Origin of the sequence: Delftia sp. DS1230 (genome assembly GCF_040112715.1) — a bacterium.
GTDB lineage: Bacteria > Pseudomonadota > Gammaproteobacteria > Burkholderiales > Burkholderiaceae_C > Comamonas > Comamonas tsuruhatensis.
Genome location: NZ_CP157763.1, coordinates 4,406,368 through 4,423,133 on the forward strand (window position 1 = coordinate 4,406,368; position 16,766 = coordinate 4,423,133).

At 68.5% G+C, this 16,766-nt stretch carries 13 protein-coding genes; 4 read left to right on the forward strand and 9 right to left on the reverse strand.

All coding sequences use genetic code 11. From position 1 onward, the window contains the following. Positions 1-88 precede the first annotated feature (88 nt). Positions 89-2,251 (forward strand): TonB-dependent siderophore receptor, encoded by a 2,163-nt coding sequence (locus AAN986_RS19905; RefSeq protein ID WP_047218596.1) that lies wholly within the window; start codon positions 89-91, stop codon positions 2,249-2,251. Between the two features lie 349 nt (positions 2,252-2,600). On the opposite strand, the gene AAN986_RS19910 is transcribed toward AAN986_RS19905, so the two are convergent. The 6 genes from AAN986_RS19910 to AAN986_RS19935 form a co-directional block, all read right to left on the reverse strand. Continuing rightward, entirely contained in the window at positions 2,601-3,593 is a 993-nt protein-coding gene (locus tag AAN986_RS19910; RefSeq protein ID WP_012204371.1) for a Bug family tripartite tricarboxylate transporter substrate binding protein, read from the reverse strand. Positions 3,594-3,674: 81 nt separating this feature from the next. Next, positions 3,675-5,522, reverse strand: coding sequence for a dihydroxy-acid dehydratase (ilvD, locus tag AAN986_RS19915; RefSeq protein WP_047218597.1), 1,848 nt, complete (start codon positions 5,520-5,522; stop codon positions 3,675-3,677). 117 nt (positions 5,523-5,639) lie between these two features. After that, entirely contained in the window at positions 5,640-5,942 is a 303-nt protein-coding gene (locus AAN986_RS19920) for a DNA-binding transcriptional regulator (RefSeq protein ID WP_016450218.1), read from the reverse strand. Beyond that, the gene (locus AAN986_RS19925) at positions 5,926-6,309 is read right to left on the reverse strand and encodes a type II toxin-antitoxin system RelE/ParE family toxin (RefSeq protein WP_047218629.1); all 384 of its coding nucleotides are present in this window, start codon (positions 6,307-6,309) and stop codon (positions 5,926-5,928) included. The genes AAN986_RS19920 and AAN986_RS19925 overlap by 17 nt, the downstream gene beginning before the upstream one ends. Before the next feature lie 297 nt (positions 6,310-6,606). Next, positions 6,607-8,076 carry a cytochrome c oxidase accessory protein CcoG gene (gene ccoG, locus AAN986_RS19930; protein ID WP_047218598.1) on the reverse strand — a complete coding sequence of 490 codons (1,470 nt, stop codon included), beginning with the start codon at positions 8,074-8,076 and terminating at the stop codon, positions 6,607-6,609. 136 nt (positions 8,077-8,212) lie between these two features. Continuing rightward, positions 8,213-8,788, reverse strand: coding sequence for a hypothetical protein (locus AAN986_RS19935; RefSeq protein WP_047218599.1), 576 nt, complete (start codon positions 8,786-8,788; stop codon positions 8,213-8,215). Positions 8,789-8,980: 192 nt separating this feature from the next. On the opposite strand from AAN986_RS19935, the gene AAN986_RS19940 reads away from it, so the two are divergent. Both AAN986_RS19940 and AAN986_RS19945 read left to right on the forward strand, forming a co-directional pair. Then, a complete protein-coding gene (locus AAN986_RS19940) occupies positions 8,981-9,952 on the forward strand; it encodes a DUF2157 domain-containing protein (RefSeq protein WP_016450214.1) in 972 nt (323 codons plus the stop codon). Then, positions 9,949-11,604 (forward strand): GDYXXLXY domain-containing protein, encoded by a 1,656-nt coding sequence (locus AAN986_RS19945; protein WP_047218600.1) that lies wholly within the window; start codon positions 9,949-9,951, stop codon positions 11,602-11,604. The genes AAN986_RS19940 and AAN986_RS19945 overlap by 4 nt, the downstream gene beginning before the upstream one ends. Positions 11,605-11,618: 14 nt before the next feature. On the opposite strand, the gene AAN986_RS19950 is transcribed toward AAN986_RS19945, so the two are convergent. The 3 genes from AAN986_RS19950 to AAN986_RS19960 form a co-directional block, all read right to left on the reverse strand. Continuing rightward, positions 11,619-12,734: a CoA transferase gene (locus AAN986_RS19950; protein ID WP_349335445.1), complete on the reverse strand. Its 1,116-nt coding sequence runs from the start codon at positions 12,732-12,734 to the stop codon at positions 11,619-11,621. Between the two features lie 157 nt (positions 12,735-12,891). After that, positions 12,892-13,896: a tripartite tricarboxylate transporter substrate binding protein gene (locus tag AAN986_RS19955; protein ID WP_047218602.1), complete on the reverse strand. Its 1,005-nt coding sequence runs from the start codon at positions 13,894-13,896 to the stop codon at positions 12,892-12,894. Between the two features lie 75 nt (positions 13,897-13,971). After that, positions 13,972-15,675, reverse strand: coding sequence for an acyl-CoA dehydrogenase family protein (locus tag AAN986_RS19960; protein ID WP_047218603.1), 1,704 nt, complete (start codon positions 15,673-15,675; stop codon positions 13,972-13,974). Positions 15,676-15,811: 136 nt separating this feature from the next. Between AAN986_RS19960 and AAN986_RS19965 the strand changes: the two genes are divergently transcribed. Then, the gene (locus tag AAN986_RS19965; protein ID WP_013803426.1) at positions 15,812-16,711 is read left to right on the forward strand and encodes a LysR family transcriptional regulator; all 900 of its coding nucleotides are present in this window, start codon (positions 15,812-15,814) and stop codon (positions 16,709-16,711) included. Positions 16,712-16,766 lie beyond the last annotated feature (55 nt).

Genomic DNA, 16,766 nt, shown 5'->3' on the forward strand with positions numbered 1-16,766 from the left:
TCCGCCTCGCCCGCCGCCACGCGTCCTGCAGCCTGCCAGCCGACCCTTCAGCGCTGCACCATTCCCAGAGGCACAAAGGAAGTTTTCCATGGTTTCCAGCAATCACTGCGCCACGCTCACACGCTGCGCGGCCGCTGTCGCCGCCGCCCTGCTGTCGCTGCAGGCGTCGGCACAGGCACCATCGCCCACCACCACCGCACCCGAGGCCGGCCTGTCCACCATCACCGTCACGGGCAACTGGCTGGACAACCCCACCGAGGAAAAAGTGCTGGACCATGCCGGCGCGCGCACCATCGTCGAGCGGGCGCGCATCGAGGAAACCGGCTCCTCCAGCCTGCGCGACGTGCTGCGCCTGGTGCCCGGCGTGCAGGTGCAGGACAGCAACGGCACGGGCGGCAGCGATGTGTCCCTGAACATCGGCGTGCGCGGCCTGACGGCACGCCTGTCGCCGCGCTCGTATGTGCTGATGGACGGCGTGCCCGTCTCCTACGCGCCCTACGGCCAGCCCCAGCTGTCGCTGGCGCCCGTCTCGCTGGGCAACCTGGAGTCGGTGGACGTGATCCGCGGCGCGGGCTCGGTGCGCTACGGCCCCCAGAACGTGGGCGGCATCATCAACTTCGTCACGCGCGCCATTCCCAAGACCTTCGCGGCCGAGGCCTCGGTGGGCACCGAGTTCTACAGCCACGGCGGCAATGCCAAGACCACGCCCAGCCTGTTCGTGGGCGGCACCAGCGAATCCGGCCTGGGCCTGGCCCTGCTGTACTCGGGCACGCATGGCGACGGCTGGCGCGCAGGCAATGACAAGACCGATATCGACGACATCCTGCTCAAGGGCGCCTACCGCATCTCGGCCCAGGACGACATCGCCGTCTCGCTGCACCACTTCGAGGGCTCGGGCCGCATGCCCGGCGGCCTGACCACGGCGCAGTACGCGGCCGACCCGTTCCAGTCCACACGCTCCTACGACAGCTTCGACGGCCGCCGCACCGATGCCTCGTTCAAGTACAACCACAAGGACGGGCGCAACAACTTCGAGGTGCTGGGCTACTACGTGGACTCGTTCCGCGGCAGCCACATCGAGCAGGACAACGTCAACCAGCGCCGCCTGACCGCCGCGCCGCGCAGCTACCACTACTTCGGCATCGAGCCGCGCTACTCGCGCCTGTTCGAGACCGGCTCCGTGGTGCAGGAAGTCAGCGTGGGCTACCGCTACCTCAAGGAAAGCAGTTCCGAGGTCGCGCTGCGCACCGCCTACTACAACCCCGCCACCATGGCCAACGCCATGGCCCTGCCGATCACGCCCTACCAGACCAGCCGGGGCGGCACCACGGCCCATGCCTTCTACATCGATGACCGCATCGACATCGGCAACTGGACCATCACCCCCGGCGTGCGCTACGAACGCATCAACTCCTTCAACAACGTCAGCAACCTGGGCGCCGACGGCAGCACCGTCACCAGCCAGCTGTTCCCCAAGGCCGAGGCACGCGAGCTCCTGCCCACGCTGTCCGTGCTCTACCGCATGAATGCGCAGTGGTCGCTGTTCGCCAACGCGGGCAAGTCCTTCGGACCGCAGCAGTATGCGCAACTGGCCCAGACCGAGCGCGGCCTGCATCCCGAATCGGCCAAGACCTATGAGGTGGGCACGCACTACAACAGCCCGGCGCTGAACGCCGAGCTGACGCTGTTCAACATCGACTTCGACAAGGAACTGCTGCTGACCCGCGTGGGCGTGGACGGTATCTGGACCGACCTGGGCGCCACGCGCCACCGCGGCATCGAGTCCTCGCTGCGCTACGACCTGGGCCAGTGGAATGCCGCGCTCAAGGGGCTGACGGCGGGTGTGTCCTATACCTACACCGAGGCCGTCTCGCGCGCCGGCGATTTCGCGGGGCGCGACCTGCCGCTGTACTCGCGCCACACGGGCCAGCTATGGGCGCGCTATGCGCTGGGGCAGTGGACGCTGAATGCGGACCTGGCCGCGCAATCGAAGCAGCGCTCTCCGGGGTCGGGCACGCAGTATGTGACGCAGGAAGATGCTGCGGGGCGGCTGGGTGATATTCCCGGGTTTGCGACCGTGGGCCTGCGTGCGGGCTATGACTTTGGCAAGTCGCTGAGCAATCTGCGGGTGGCTGTGGGGGTCAAGAATCTGTTTGATCGCAGGTACTACACGCGGTCTACGGACAACAACGGGGGCAAGTATGTGGGGATGCCTCGGACGTTGTATGTGCAAGGGACGTTGCCGTTCTAAATACTTCGGTCTTTTTTGACCCTGCCGGGTGGTTGTTTTTCGAGGCCGGGTCTCGGCCCGGCGGCCGACTGCCCTTTCTTGATTCGCCAAGAAAGGTCAGATCAAAGAAGGCGACCCGAATGTCCGCGACCCTCCGCTTCGCTGCGGGTAACCTGCGTCGTGGCGGCTGCGGGGTTCGCCGTGAAACTCTCTTCGCGCTGCGCGCTACGTTCGGACAATCACGGCGAGTCAGATGACGAAGCAAGCCTGTCCTTCGGCAGGCTTGCAACCCCGCAACCGCCACGCCGCAGGCGCTGACATACGGGGAGTTGGTTCGGGCCTTCGCTTCGCTCGGCCCGTTTTGTTCTTTTTAGCCCTCTGCTGTGAATCCCACGCGCTTGACGATGGGGCCCCATTTGGCGAGTTCGGACTGCAGCAGCGCGGCCAGTTCGGCGGGGGTGGAGGATTGGGCGTCCAGGCCGAAGGTGGCCAGGCTGTCCACCACGTCGGGCGTGGCCAGGGCCTTGCGCATGTGGCCGTTCAGGCGCTGCACGGTCTCGGCGGGGGTCTTGGCTGGCACGAAGAAGGCGAACCATTCGCTGTGCGCCATGTCCTTGTAGCCCTGCTCCACCAGCGTGGGCACCTGGGGTGCGAAGCGGCTGCGCTTGGCGCCGCTGACGCCCAGGATGCGCATCTTGCCGCCGGCCAGGTGCTGCAGCATGTCGCCCACGGGGCCGCAGACGGCGGAGACGTTGCCGCCCAGCATGTCCAGCAGCGCGGGCTGGGTGCCGCGGTAGCCGGCGTGCTTGAAGTCCACGCCTGCATGCTGGCCCAGCAGGGCGCCGATGAAGTGCGGCGTGGAGCCGGGCGCAGGCGAGCCGAAGTTGGCGCCTGCGGGGTTGGCCTTGGCCCAGGCGAAGAATTCGGGCACGGTGGTCACGCTGGCGGGCACGGCGGGGCCGACGGCAAAGCCGAAGTCGAAGATGCAGCCCACGGTGACTGGCGCCAGGTCGGCCACCGGGTCATAGGGCAGCTTCTTGTAGATGTGCGGGTAGATGGACAGCATGGACGTGGGCGTCTGCAGCAGGGTGGCACCGTCTGCGGGCCGGCCCTTGACGTAGCTGATGGCGATCTGCCCGCCCGCGCCGGTGCGGTTCTCCACCACGGCGGTCTTGGCATAGCCCGACAGCTTGGTGCCCACGCGGCGGCAGATGGCGTCAGAGGTGCCTCCGGCCGCGAAGCCGGTGATGATGTTCAGGGTCTCGATGGGGCCCTGGGCCTGCGCCCAGGCCTGCTGGCCCAGGCTGGCCAGCAGCGCACCCGCTCCAGCGGTGCCCAGCCATTGGCGGCGGTCGATGTTCATGCGTATGTCTCCGGTTGAAATTGAATCTCTGAAAAAAACAGTGGGGGAACAGCGGGGGAAATGCGTGCCAGCCCGGCGGCTTCAACTGTCGTCGCGCAGCCAGACCACCTGGCCCGAATGCGTGACCGCTCCCTGGTGGGCCGGGCGCACGGTGAGCGCGTATTTTTCCAGCACGCCGCCCAGCGGCGGCATCTGGCGGCGCGCGGCGGCTGATTGTTCCAGACGTGCGGCCAGTTCGGCCTCGCCGATTTCCACCGTGATGCTGCGCGCATCGGCGCGGGCGTCGATGGCGATGAGGTCGCCGTCGCGCAGCGCGGCAATGGGGCCGTTGTCGGCGGCCTCGGGGCCTGCATAGCCGATGCACAGGCCGCGCGTGGCGCCGGAGAAGCGCCCATCGGTCAGCAGGGCCACCTTGTCGCCCATGCCCTGGCCATAGAGCAGCGCCGTGATGCCCAGCATCTCGCGCATGCCGGGGCTGCCGCGCGGGCCTTCGTTGCGGATGACGATGACATCGCCGGCCGCGTACTGCATGGCCTGCACGGCGGCCTGGGCCTGTTCCTCGGACTCGAAGACGCGCGCGGGGCCCCGGTGCACCAGGGTCTTGAGGCCGGCCGTCTTCAGCAACGCGCCATCTGGGCAGAGGTTGCCCTTGAGCACGGTCAGGCCACCGTCGCGCGTGATGGGATTGCCGGGCGTGCGCACCACCTCGCCATCGGGCGGCGCGGCATCGGCCAGTTCTTCGGCCAGGGTGCGGCCCGTGAAGGTGAGCGCATCGCCGTGGACAAAGCCCTGCTCCATCAGCGTGCGCAGGATCACGCCGGCACCGCCGATGTAGTACACGTCGCGCGCCAGGAAGCGCCCGCCGGGGCGCAGGTCGGCGATCAGCGGCGTGCGCGCGAAGATCTCGGCCACGTCGTCCAGGTGGAAGCGGATGCCGGCCTCGTGCGCGATGGCCGGCAGGTGCAGGGCGGCATTGGTCGATCCGCCCGTGGCGCTGACCACGGCGCAGGCATTCTCCAGCGCCCGGCGCGTGATGATGTCGCGCGGCAGCGGGCCGCCGCCTTCGGCGCTGGCCCACACGGCCTGCATGAGCTGGCGCGCGGCGCGGCGCATCAGCGGTGCGCGCTCGCTGAACACGGCGGGCACCATGCTGGAGCCGATGGGCGCCAGGCCCAGCGCCTCGCTCACCATGCCCATGGTGTTGGCCGTGAACTGGCCAGCGCAGGCGCCGGCCGTGGGCAGGCAGGCGCGGCTCATGGCCTCCAGGTCCTGCGCCGTGGCGGTGCCGGCCAGCACCTGGCCGATGGTCTCGTAGGTATCGACCACGTTCAGGTCGCGCCCGTGCACGCCGGGCGCCTGCCCCGGCAGGGCCGAGCCGCCATGCACGAAGACGCTGGGCACATTGCAGCGCACCATGCCCATCATCAGCCCCGGCAGGTTCTTGTCGCAGGCGCCGATGGCGAAGATGCCATCCCACTGGTGGCCGCGCACCGAGGCCTCCACGCTGTCGGCGATCAGCTCGCGCGAGACCAGCGAGAACCGCATGCCCGAATGCGCCATGGTCAGCCCGTCGCTGACCGACACCACCGGGCATTCATGCGGCGTACCGCCCCCGGCATAGATGCCGGTCTTGGCATGCTGGGCCTGGTCGCGCAGGTTGAGGTTGCAGGGGCTCATCTCCCCGCCCGTGTGGAACACGCCGATGTGCGGGCGCTCTATGTCTTCGTCGTCCTGGCCCAGGGCATGCAGGAAGCTGCGCGTGGTGGCACGGATGGTGCCGGAGCGGATCAGGGCGGAGCGAAAGGGCGTGGGCGTGGCCGCTGCCGGGCTGCTGCCGGTGGTGCTGGTTGTGGTGGTGGAGGCGGCCAGCGATGCGGAGGCGCTGGACTCGGAAAAGACGTTGTCGGGGGAGGCAGGTTTCTTGTTCATACGCGGGACGGAAAACAGCCGCCCACCATAGCGGGGTCTGCGGATTTCCCTATGAGCATTTACACCAGATCGTGTCGCCCGGGAGTCGCCCGCATACCGCCCTTGTGTCGCCCCGGCTCAGAGGATGGCCTGAAGGCCTTTGTCGGCGATGACGTTGAGCAGCTTTAGCGCCGGTCCGGCGGGACGGGTTTCGCCCTGCTCCCATTTGCGCACCGTGGAAGCCGTGGTGTGCAAATGCAGCGCAAACACCGGTTGGCTGAACTTCAAAGTCTCGCGCAGTTGTTTGATGTCGGCCGCCTCGAACTCCCGCACCGGGGGAGGACAGATCGCGTCGAACTCGCGCATCGTCACCTTGTCGATGGCGCCCGCTTCGTACAGCGCAGCCAGATCGCCGCGCAGGGATTCAATGATCTTGCTCACAATGCACCTCCAACAAAACGCCTGACTGCAAGGCCGCCGACAAGGCCTGGGTGGACAGGTCCAGAAACAGCTTGCCTGCAAACCTCAAAGCCCTCTGTTCTTCCTGTGTGATGTTCGCCTTGTCGTTCTTGGTGAAACCATGCAGGAAGAAGTATCGGTTGCCGATTCGTGCCGACAACAGCGTTCGATAACCCCCACTCTTGCCCGCGCCTGGACGCGCCACCCGCTTCTTGTAGAGAAAGCCCCCCAGGTCCGCGTCGATCAGCCCTCTTTCCATCTCCCTGACCGCCTTGCACAGCGCGGTATCGGGCAGTTTCTCGCTCGCCTGCCATCGGGAAAAGTCCTTGCGTTTGAGAACGCGCGCCATGCCAGCCTCCCAACTATACCCGTTACGGGTATGTATTTCACCTTCATACATATCACCACAGGGTAGAGCCTGCGAATTTGAAGTGCTGCCTCGTGCCTGCCTCATTCAAGCCCCTGTCGTTTCTCCTTGGCCTGACTGCCAGCCCGCTTGTCCGCCTTGTCGGGAAGACACGATAAAAAAAGGCCCCGGAACAAACTTCCGGGGCCTCAAAACCGATGCCAGCCCGCGCTGCAGCGGACCAGGCATCGTGCACAACAACTGCGCTGTACTCCTGAATCAATCCACCCAACCGGCCCCTCAGCGCGGCACCAGGAACGTGCTGTGCGCCTGCTTGGTAAGCGCCGGATCACCCACCGCCGTGGCCGTGATCTCCACGCCGTGCGAGCCAGGGCCGGCCGCGCCATAGGGCGCCTGCAGCCGCACCACGACCCAGCGGTCCTGGGCCGCGCCCACGTCCACCTCGGTCTCCGAAGCCACGCGCAGGCCCTCGATGCCCGAGGCCGACAGCACATAGCGCTGGTCCTGCTCCGTGGCATTGCCGATCTGCACGCGGTAGATGTTCTCGATCTGGCCGCCGGCCACGATGCGCGACAGCGTGCCCCGGTCGCGCACCACGTCCACCTTCAGCGGCGTGCGCAGCGCCAGGCTGGCCACCATGGCCGTGGAGATGGCCACCAGCGCCGTGCCGTAGATGAGCACGCGCGGGCGGAAGATGCGGCGCACCAGCTCGCTCTGGCGCCAGCCCCGGGCCACGCCGTTCTGCGTGGACAGGCGGATCAGCCCGCGCGGGTAGTGCATGCGGTCCATGACGCTGTTGCAGGCGTCGATGCACAGGCCACAGCCGATGCATTCGTACTGCAGGCCGTCGCGTATGTCGATGCCCACCGGGCAGACCTGCACGCACAGCGTGCAGTCGATGCAGTCGCCCAGGCCCTGGGCCCGGTAGTCCACCCCCTTGTGGCGCGGGCCGCGCGATTCGCCGCGTGCGGTGTCGTAGGTGACGACCAGGGTGTCCTTGTCGAACATGGCGCTCTGGAAGCGCGCATAGGGGCACATGTGCTTGCAGACCTGCTCGCGCAGGAAGCCCGCGTTGCCGTAGGTGGCCAGCGCATAGAACAGCACCCAGAAGATCTGCCATGCGCCGGTCAGCGCCAGCACCTCGGGCAGCAGGCTGCGGATGGGCACGAAGTAGCCCACGAAGGTCAGCCCCGTCCACAGCGCAATCAGCAGCCACAGCGCATGCTTGCCGCCACGCCGCGCGATCTTCTCCGGACCCCAGCCGCTGGCATCCAGACGCAGGCGTGCGCTGCGGTCGCCCTCCAGCCGGCGCTCCACCCACATGAACAGCTCGGTGTAGACCGTCTGCGGGCAGGAAAAGCCGCACCACAGCCTCCCCGCCACCGTGGTGAACAGGAACAGCGCCAGCGCCGAGACGATGAGCAGCACGGCCAGGTAGATGAAATCCTGCGGATACAGCAGCCAGCCGAAGATGTAGAAGCGCCGCTGCTCCAGGTCGAACAGCAGGGCCTGCCGGCCGTGGATCTGCAGCCAGGGTATGCCGTAGAAGAACAGCTGCGTGAGCCAGACCATGGCCCAGCGCCAGTTGGCGAAGCGCCCCGAGATGGAGCGCGGCTGGATCTTGCGGCGTGACTCGAACAGCGGGGAATCCGCGCTGGCGTCGGCGATGGGAATCACCTTGCGCGGCGCGGGCCGCGGCCGGGGGGCTGCGGCGGTTTCATCGGGAAGCGGTTTCGGTCGTTCTGACATGCGGGGCCTTCGCCCCGGCCGGTGCGCCCGTGATGCGGGCTTGTCATGAACTGCCGGGGACTGCCTGGACTATGCCCAGCGCCCTGCTCCGCGGGTAGCAGCAGATGCGGTGAATTCGACCGTATCAGATGGAGCTTCAGGCCTGGGGAGCACGAAGACGCGGCACCGCCAGCCGCAACCCCCACGCCACCAGGCACAGCCCCAGCAGCGCCGTCAGCGTGCCGATGCGCACATCGGCCTGGAGCACGCCCCAGCGGTTGAAGATCTCCGTCCAGTCATGGTCGCCGCCGCCCACCAGCGGAAGCACCTGGGCGCGTGCGTCCTTCATGTAGCGGGCCACGTTCATGAGGCTCTCTCCCAGCCACATCAGCGCGGCGATCCAGCCCGTGCGCTGGCCCTGCCTGCGGAAATGGCGCATGAACAGGACGGGGAACAGCAACTGGAACAGCGTGCCGCCGTAGACCGAGAGATGCTGCGAGAACAGGGCCACCAGCGGGTGCCCGGCCTCGTGCAGCGCGAGGTTGGCGTTGTCCAGCAGCATCAGCCAGCGGTCCTCGCTGAAGAAGTGGCCCCAGATGATCCAGGCGCCGAAAGCCGTCAGCGCGATGGCGGCAGGGCGTGTGACCGGCGTCCATTCGACCGGGTCGTCGAAATCGTCGAGGTCGGCGCCGCGCTTCATGGCGCCAGCAACGCCGTTGCGTTCAGAGGGCATGCCAGCGGCTTGGCGGGGTACATGCGAGGTCGGCAAAAAGGGGCAGGCGCAGGATGCATGGCGGCAGTGTTCCGGAGAGTGGGAGGAAGATAGCAGGTTGCACCGGCACCGGGCTGCCGCGTTGCAATCCATCCCGGACAGGTTCTGGCAAAGTCGGGCATCCGCATCTTCAAGCCAAGGAACATCCACACCATGAACCTGCGCCCCCTATTGCATGAGCTTGTCCGCCAGCATGGCCTGGACCGCAAGGCCGCCGTGCAACTGTTTGCACTGGCGGGATTCGGGCATGAACCGGCCGCCCTCAGAACCCGCCTGTGGCCCGTGGTGGCCTTGCTGGGCGCGGCGCTGGGCGGGCTGGGCATCGTGCTGTGGATTGCCGCCAATTGGGAGAGCATGGGCCGCATGCAGCGCTTTGCCCTGCTGCAGGGCTTCGTGCTCGTGATGTGTCTTGGCGCGGCATGGCGCGCGGCGGCGCGCGTGCCGCTGTCGGTGCTGGCGCTGCTGGGCACGGGTGCGCTGTTCGCCTTTTTCGGGCAGACCTACCAGACGGGAGCGGACCCCTGGCAGCTGTTCGCGCTGTGGGCAGCGCTGACCCTGCCGCTGGCCCTGGCGGCGCGCAGCGATGGCGTCTGGGTGCCCTGGGTGGTGGTTGCCATGACGGGCATTGCGCTGTGGGCGCAGGCCCATACGCCGCAGTTCTGGGAGGTGGAGTCGCGCGACCTGGGCGTCCATGCCGTGGCCCTGGGCGCCGCCCTTGCCGTCACCGCGGTCATGGCACCGGCCCTGCGGCGCTTCACGGGCGCCGGGCTGTGGGCCTTGCGCGGCGCGGGCGCGCTGGCGCTGGCGATGATCACCTCCACCGCCATCAGCGGGCTGTTCCACAGCACGGTGGCGCCGCAGTACCCGCTGGGGCTGGTGCTGCTGGCAGGCGCGGCGGCGCTGGCGGGCCTGCGCAGGCATTTCGACATCTTCCTGCTCAGCGGTGCGGCGCTGGGCCTGAACGTGCTGCTGGTGTGCGGCCTGGTCTACCTGCTGCTGGAGAAACTGGGGGCGGACTTCACGGGCATGCTGCTGCTCGTCGGCCTGGGCGCTGCGTGCCTGCTGGCGGCCACGGTGAGCCTGGTGCTTCGAATGTCCCGCAACGCGGAAGGAGGCCTTCAATGAGCCACGAACACGACACCCTGCTGCGCCAGGCCGTGGACCAGGGCATCCTGCCGCCTGCTGCCTTGCAGGACCGCCGCCCTGCCGCCAACGACCGCCATTGGGCGGTGGTGCTGCTCACGGCGCTGGGCGCCTGGCTGGCCCTGCTTCCCTTGCTGATTCTGTTTGCGTTTGCCCTGTCCGACTGGATAGAGCGCGGCGCCGGCACCTATGTGATCGGCGCCATGATGCTGGCCGCAGCCGTGGCCGTGCTGCGCGCCGAGGAGCTGCCCGTCTTCCTGGAGCAGCTGGCCCTGCCTGCCATGCTGACCGGCGCCGGCCTGCTGGGCTTTGGCCTGGCGCGCGACCTGTCGGGGCAGGCTGCGGCCGCGATAGGCCTGGCCATTGCGCTGGCCTGCACGGCCGCCATTCCAAGGCCCTGGCTGCGCGTGCTGCTGGGCGCCGCCTGCGCGCTGCTGTTTTGCACCATGCTCTGGCCGGACAACGATCCATCCACCCTGTACGCAGGCCTGCCGACCTGGGTCATCGTGCATGCGGCGCTGCTGCTCTGGATGCTGCTGCTGGCAGCCCAGTGGCGCGCGCTGGGGCAGTCTGCAGCACAGACCCGCATGGCGGCGGCGCTGGAGCCCTTTGCCACGGGCTGGCTGCTGGCGGTGCTGGCTGGCCTGGCCTTTCTGTCCGGCAGGAGCTTCATGGTGGCCGGCGTGCTGGGCGGCGGCCTGGCGGGCGAGCTGGCGCAGGAAGCCGCCCCGAACATCTCCATGGGCGTTCTGACGCAGGCCGGCTCGGCCGTGCTGGCCCTGGCAGCCGCCTGGTTCGCCCAGCGCGCATGGCCCACGCTGCGGCAGCCGCGCGCCGCCGTGGCTGCCGTGGTGCTGGCCGTGCTGAGTGCCTTTCTGCCCTGGCTGGGCGCCTGCCTGCTGGCGCTGGCGGTGACCGGCACCAGCGGCCGCTGGCGGCAGGCCGCAGCGGCCGCCCTGGCTGCGGCCTGGATCGTGGGCAGCTTCTACTACCAGCTGGCCTGGCCACTGGCCACCAAGGCCCTGGTGCTGGCCGGCTGCGGCGCCTTGCTGGGCCTGCTGGCCTGGGCAGGGCCGCGCGCCGCAGTCCTGCCGGGCAGCGCGGAGACCGCCGCCGCATCGGGCGCCGCGCCCCTGCAGCGCTGGGCGCCGTGGCTGGTGGTGCTGACGGCGGCCTGCACGCTGGCGGTGGCCAATATCGGCATTGCGCAGAAGGAGCGCACCATCGCCCAGGGCCGCAAGGTGTTCGTGGAATTGGCGCCGGTGGACCCGCGCTCTCTGATGCAGGGCGACTACATGCGCCTGAACTTCCGCCTGCCTTCCGAGGACAGGGACGTGGAGAAAGAGAACCTGCGCAGCGGACGCCTCTACGCCATCGGCAAGCTCGATGAGCAGGGCGTGGTGCAGTGGCTGCGCACCGGCACGGCCAGCGAGCCGCTGGCGCCCGGCGAGCAGCGCTTTGAACTCACCCCGCGCGGCGGCCGGTGGACGCTGGTGACCGATGCCTGGTACTTCCGCGAAGGCGATGGCCAGCGCTGGGAGCAAGCCCGCTACGGCGAGTTCCGCGTGGAGCCCGACGGTCGCGCGCTGCTGGTGGGCATGGCTGACGCGCAACTGCGCCCCATCGTGCCCTGAGCGCACCACGCAAATCACTCGAAACTGTCGCCCTCGGCCAGCGGCGCATGCCGGTAGCTGGCCGGCGTGCGGCTGAGCTTGACGGGCGCGCCCAGGCCCCGGTAGCCGCCCTCCATCTCCACCACCATCTCGCGGTGCAGGGTATGCGGGTGGTTGAGCGCCGCGTCCACGCCCAGCACGGGTGCGGCGGGCACGCCGATGGCCATCAGCGCATCGGCCAGGGCGGGGCCGTCGCAGGACTGCAGGGCCTGCTCCAGCAGCGGCTTGAGCGCATCGCGGTGGTGCGAGCGCTGGCCGGCCGTGGCAAAGCGCTCGTCGGCCACCAGTTGCGGGCATCCCAGGTGCTCGCACAGCAGGCGGAACTGGCGGTCGTTGCCCACGGCCAGGAAGACCGGCGTGGTGCCCGTGGCAAAGCTGTCGTAGGGATAGATGTTGGGATGGGCGTTGCCCGAGCGCCCTGGCGTCCTGCCGCTCATGAACCAGTTGGCCGCATGCGGGTGCAGCAGCGAGATGCCGCTGTCGTACAGCGAGACATCGACCAGCTGGCCCAGGCCGCTGCGCTGGCGCTCCTGCAGCGCCAGCAGCACGCCGATGACGCCGTTCATGCCCGTGACCATGTCCACCACCGGCAGGCCCACGCGCAGCGGATCGCCGCCGGCCTCGCCGTTGACGCTCATCAGCCCCGTCATGGCCTGGATGGCCGCGTCATAGCCGGGCCAGGCGCCCAGCGGGCCATCGGCGCCGAAGCCGCTGACGCGGCACCAGATGAGGCGCGGAAAGCGCTCGCGCACCTGCTCCCAGCCAATGCCCCACTTTTCCATGGTGCCGATCTTGAAGTTCTCCACCACCACGTCGGCCTGCTCCATCAGCGCCAGCACGGCCTGCTGGCCTTCGGGCAGGGACAGGTCCAGGAACTGCAGCCGCTTGTTGCGGTTCAGGCCCCGGTAGTAGGAGGACACTCCGTCCTGGAACGGCGGCCCCCAGGCGCGCGTATCGTCGCCCTGCGGCGGCTCCACCTTGAGCACGTCGGCGCCGTGGTCGCCCAGGATCTGGCCGCACAGCGGGCCACCAAGAATGCGGGAGAGGTCGAGGACACGGATGCCCTGGATGGCACCATTGGCTCTGCTCATAAAGTTTCTTTCTTCATTGGCACAAGGTGCAAGACTGGCGTGTTTCAAGCCACTGGGGCGCCCAGCAAGGGCCGCCCCGCAGCGAAGGCGCCGTCCCACTCCCGCGTGCGAGAGAGGGGGAAGCGGCGTAGCCGCTCAGGGGGTGTTCTCCATCTATTCAATCCAGTTTGGCGCCGGAGGCATCGACCACGGCCTTCCACTTGGTCACTTCCTGCGCGATGAAGGTCGACAGCCCTGCTGGCGACAGATCCGATGCCGGCTCCAGCCCCTGGTCGGCAAAGGTCTTGCGGATGCGCTCGCTGCCCAGGGCCTTGCGGAAGGCCGCGTTCAGCGTCTCGATGCGGTCGGCCGGCGTGCCGGCCGGTGCCACCACGCCGAAGAACACGCTCACGTCGTAGCCGGGCAGGCCCTGCTCGGCGATGGTGGGAATATCGGGCATGGCCTGGGAGCGCTTTTCCGTGGCCACGCCAATGGCCTTGAACTTGCCGGCCTTGATGTAGGGCATGGCGGTGAGGATGTCGGTGAAGGTCATGTTCACCTGCCCCGCCAGCAGGTCGTTGAGCGCCGGGCCCGTGCCCTTGTACGGGATGTGCTGCAGCGAGGTGCCGGCCATCTTGTTGAACAGCACGCCCGCCAGGTGCGAGGAGGCACCGTTGCCCGAGGACGCATAGTCCAGGCTGCCCGGCTTGGCCTTGTCCTGAGCAATCAGCTCCTGCACGGTGGTGGCCTTGGTCGCCGGGTTGACCACCAGCACATTGGGCAGGTGGCCCACGCGGATGATGGGCGCGAAGCTGGTCTGCGGGTCGTAGTTGATCTTGCGGTACAGGTGCTTGTTGATGGCCAGCGGCCCCGAGGTGCCGAACATGATGGTGTAGCCGTCGGGCCTGGCGCGCGCCACGAAGTCGGCACCGATGTTGCCGCCCGCGCCGGCCTTGTTTTCCACGATCACGCTCTGGCCCAGCGTCTCGGTCAGCGATATCGCCAGCGTGCGGGCCATGGCGTCCGTGGGCCCGCCGGGCGGGAAGGGAACGACGAAGCTGATGGGCCGCTCGGGAAAGCGTTCGGCCAGGGCGGCGGCCGGCAGCGCGGCGGTGGCGGCGAGCGCACAGGCCCACAGGAATCGGCGTTTCTGGAAGGACGGCTTCGGGTCAGTGCAAGGCATGGTGTTTGTCTCCGGTACTTGTGCGGGCACCCCTGTGGACGGGATGTGTGTTCTGGGTCGGTGCGCTCGATGGGCTCAGCGTGTCCAGCCTTCGGACAGGTCGCCTGCCGCCAGCGGGTCGCGCGGCAGCACGCGGTGCAGCAGCACCAGCTGGGCCCAGCGCATGCGTTCGGCACTGCGTGTGCACGAGGCCTCCCAGGCCATGGCCGTGGCCGTGAAGCAGTGGTACAGGCCCGAGGCGGCGGCGCGCGCCAGGCGGTCACCGCCCTCCTCGGCCGCGCGCAGGGCCAGGGCCGCAGCCTTGTCCATGCTGGCCGACAGCGCGGCCTTGAATTCCGTGGCCGCCTCGGTCTGGGCCAGCAGCTGGGCCGCGTGGTCGCGCAGCACGGGCAGAGAGCCTTCGCGCTTGATGGCGCGGATCACGTCCAGCGCCACGATGTTGCTGGTGCCTTCCCAGATCGATCCCAGGTGGGAGTCGCGCACCAGGCGCGGGTCGCTCCATTCCTCGATGTAGCCGCATCCGCCGCGCACTTCCATGGCGTCGCCCGTGACCTTGCGCGCGTCGCGGCAGGCGCGGAACTTGATCATGGGCGTGAGGATGCGCAGCAGCGCGTAGGCGCCGTCTTCGCCTGCGTCCGAACGCTGCAGCGCCTGGGCCGTCTGCAGCACCATGGTGCGGGCCTGCTCGGAGTAGATGCGCAGCTTGTCGAGCTGGCGCTGCATCAGCGGCATGTCCTGCAGGGCCTTGCCGAAGGCGCGGCGCTCGCGCGCCACGTACTCGGCCTCGGCCACGGCGCGGCGCATCAACCCGGCCGAGCGCACGCCGTTGGACAGGCGCGAGTTGTTCACCATGTCGGCCATTTGCACGAAGCCCCGGCCCTGCTCGCCCACCAGGTAGGCGACGGCGCCGTCGAGCACGATCTCGCCGCTGGCCATGGAGCGCGTGCCCAGCTTGTGCTTGAGGCGCACGATGCGGTAGTGGTTGGCCGAGCCATCGTCCAGCCGGCGCGGCAGCAGGAACAGCGAGATGCCCTTCATGCCCGCCGGCGCGCCTTCCACGCGCGCCAGCACCATGGCGAAGTCGGCATCGGGGTTGGAGCAGAACCACTTGTCGCCCGACAGGCGCCAGCTGCCGTCGGCGGCCGGGCGGGCCAGCGTCTGGGTGTTGGAGATGTCCGAGCCGGCCGCCTGCTCGGTCATGAACATGGCGCCCTGGGCCTGGTCCTCGAAGCGCAGCTGCGTCATGCGCGGCCAGTACTTCTCGACCAGGGCCGGCTCGCCGTACTTGCGCAGCGTGCGCGCCAGCGAGTCCGTCATGGACAGCGGGCAGCACAGGCCGAACTCGGCCTGCACGAACAGATAGGTCAGCGCGTACTTGGCCAGCGGCGGCAGCTTGCCATCCCAGCCCAGCACGCCCGTGCGGTGCGACATGACGGCCAGGCCGAACTCGCCGTAGGCAATGCGCTCCATCTCCACATAGGCCGGGTGCTTGACGATGCGCTGCGCATCGCGCCCCGTGCGGTCGCGGTGCTCCAGCTCGGGCGGGTTGCGGTCGGCGGTCAGTGCCCATTCATCGATCTCGCGGCCGGCCAGGGCGCCCATGCGCTCCAGATGGGGCTGCAGGTGCGCGTTCACCTCGGGCGGCAGGTACAGACCCAGCAGCGGCTGCAACTGCGAATCGGTGGTGTACAGGTTGCTGCCGTGGCGGTCGGGCACGGCCTGGAAAGCCTGGGCGGGGGAAGACTGCATGGCGGCCAGCGCCTGCGGTTCGGGGTTCATGGTCTGTCTCCTGTGCGGGAACCTGGCCCGGGCGCATGGGCTCCGGGTCTTGGGGATGTCCCCATTCTTGGAAACAGTCCTATTCGAGTCAAATATCGATAACGTATTGATCAATAGTCAAACCGGATAGAACACCATGGAGCTGAGACAACTGAGGTACTTTCTGGTGCTGGCCGAGGAGCTGCACTTCAGCCGCGCAGCCCAGCGCCTGTCCATCTCCCAGCCGCCGCTGAGCGTGGCCATCCGCCAGCTGGAGGAAGAGCTGGGCGCCCAGCTGTTCGAGCGCACCAGCAAGGAGGTGCGGCTCACGGCCGCCGGCAAGCACCTGCGCGTGCAGGCCCAGGACATCATGGAACAGGCCCAGCGCGTGCGCCAGGACATGCGCGCCATCGCCGACGGCGTGCAGGGCCGCATCCGGCTGGGCTTTGTGGGTTCGGCCATCTACCGCGGGCTGCCCGAGGCGCTGGAGAGCTTTCGCGCCCGGCACCCGCTGGTGCGCATCGACATGCTGGAGCTCAACAGCGCAGAGCAGATCGCCTCCCTGCAGCAGGAGCGGCTGGACCTGGGCCTGCTGCACGCCACGCGCCCCGCGCCCGGCCTGCAATCACACACCCTGGTGAGCGAGCCCTTCATGGCCTGCCTGCCCGCAGGCCATGCGCTGGCCGGCCAGCGCACGCTGCAGGTGCGCCAGCTGGCGGGCGAGCGCATGGTGCTGTTCTCGCGCCAGGTCTCGCCCGACTACCACCAGCAGATCTGGCAGATCTGCCAGAGCGAAGGCTTCACGCCCGACCTGCACCACGAGGTGCGGCACTGGCTGTCCGTGCTGTCCATGGTGTCGCTGGGCCAGGGCGTGTCCCTGGTTCCGTCCTGCCTGCAGCGCGTGGGCTTTCCGGGGCTGGCCTTCGTGCCCATCCAGGGCCGGCACCCGCAGTCGCAGATGCAGGCCATGTGGCACCCGGGCCATGTGCAGCCCCTGGTCGAATCGCTGCTGGCCCACCTGCGCGACAGCGTGGGCAGGCTGGGACAGCAGCCATAAACGCCACACCCTTGCTCAGTTCACCATGTCCAAAACTGGCGTGGCCCAAACGCGA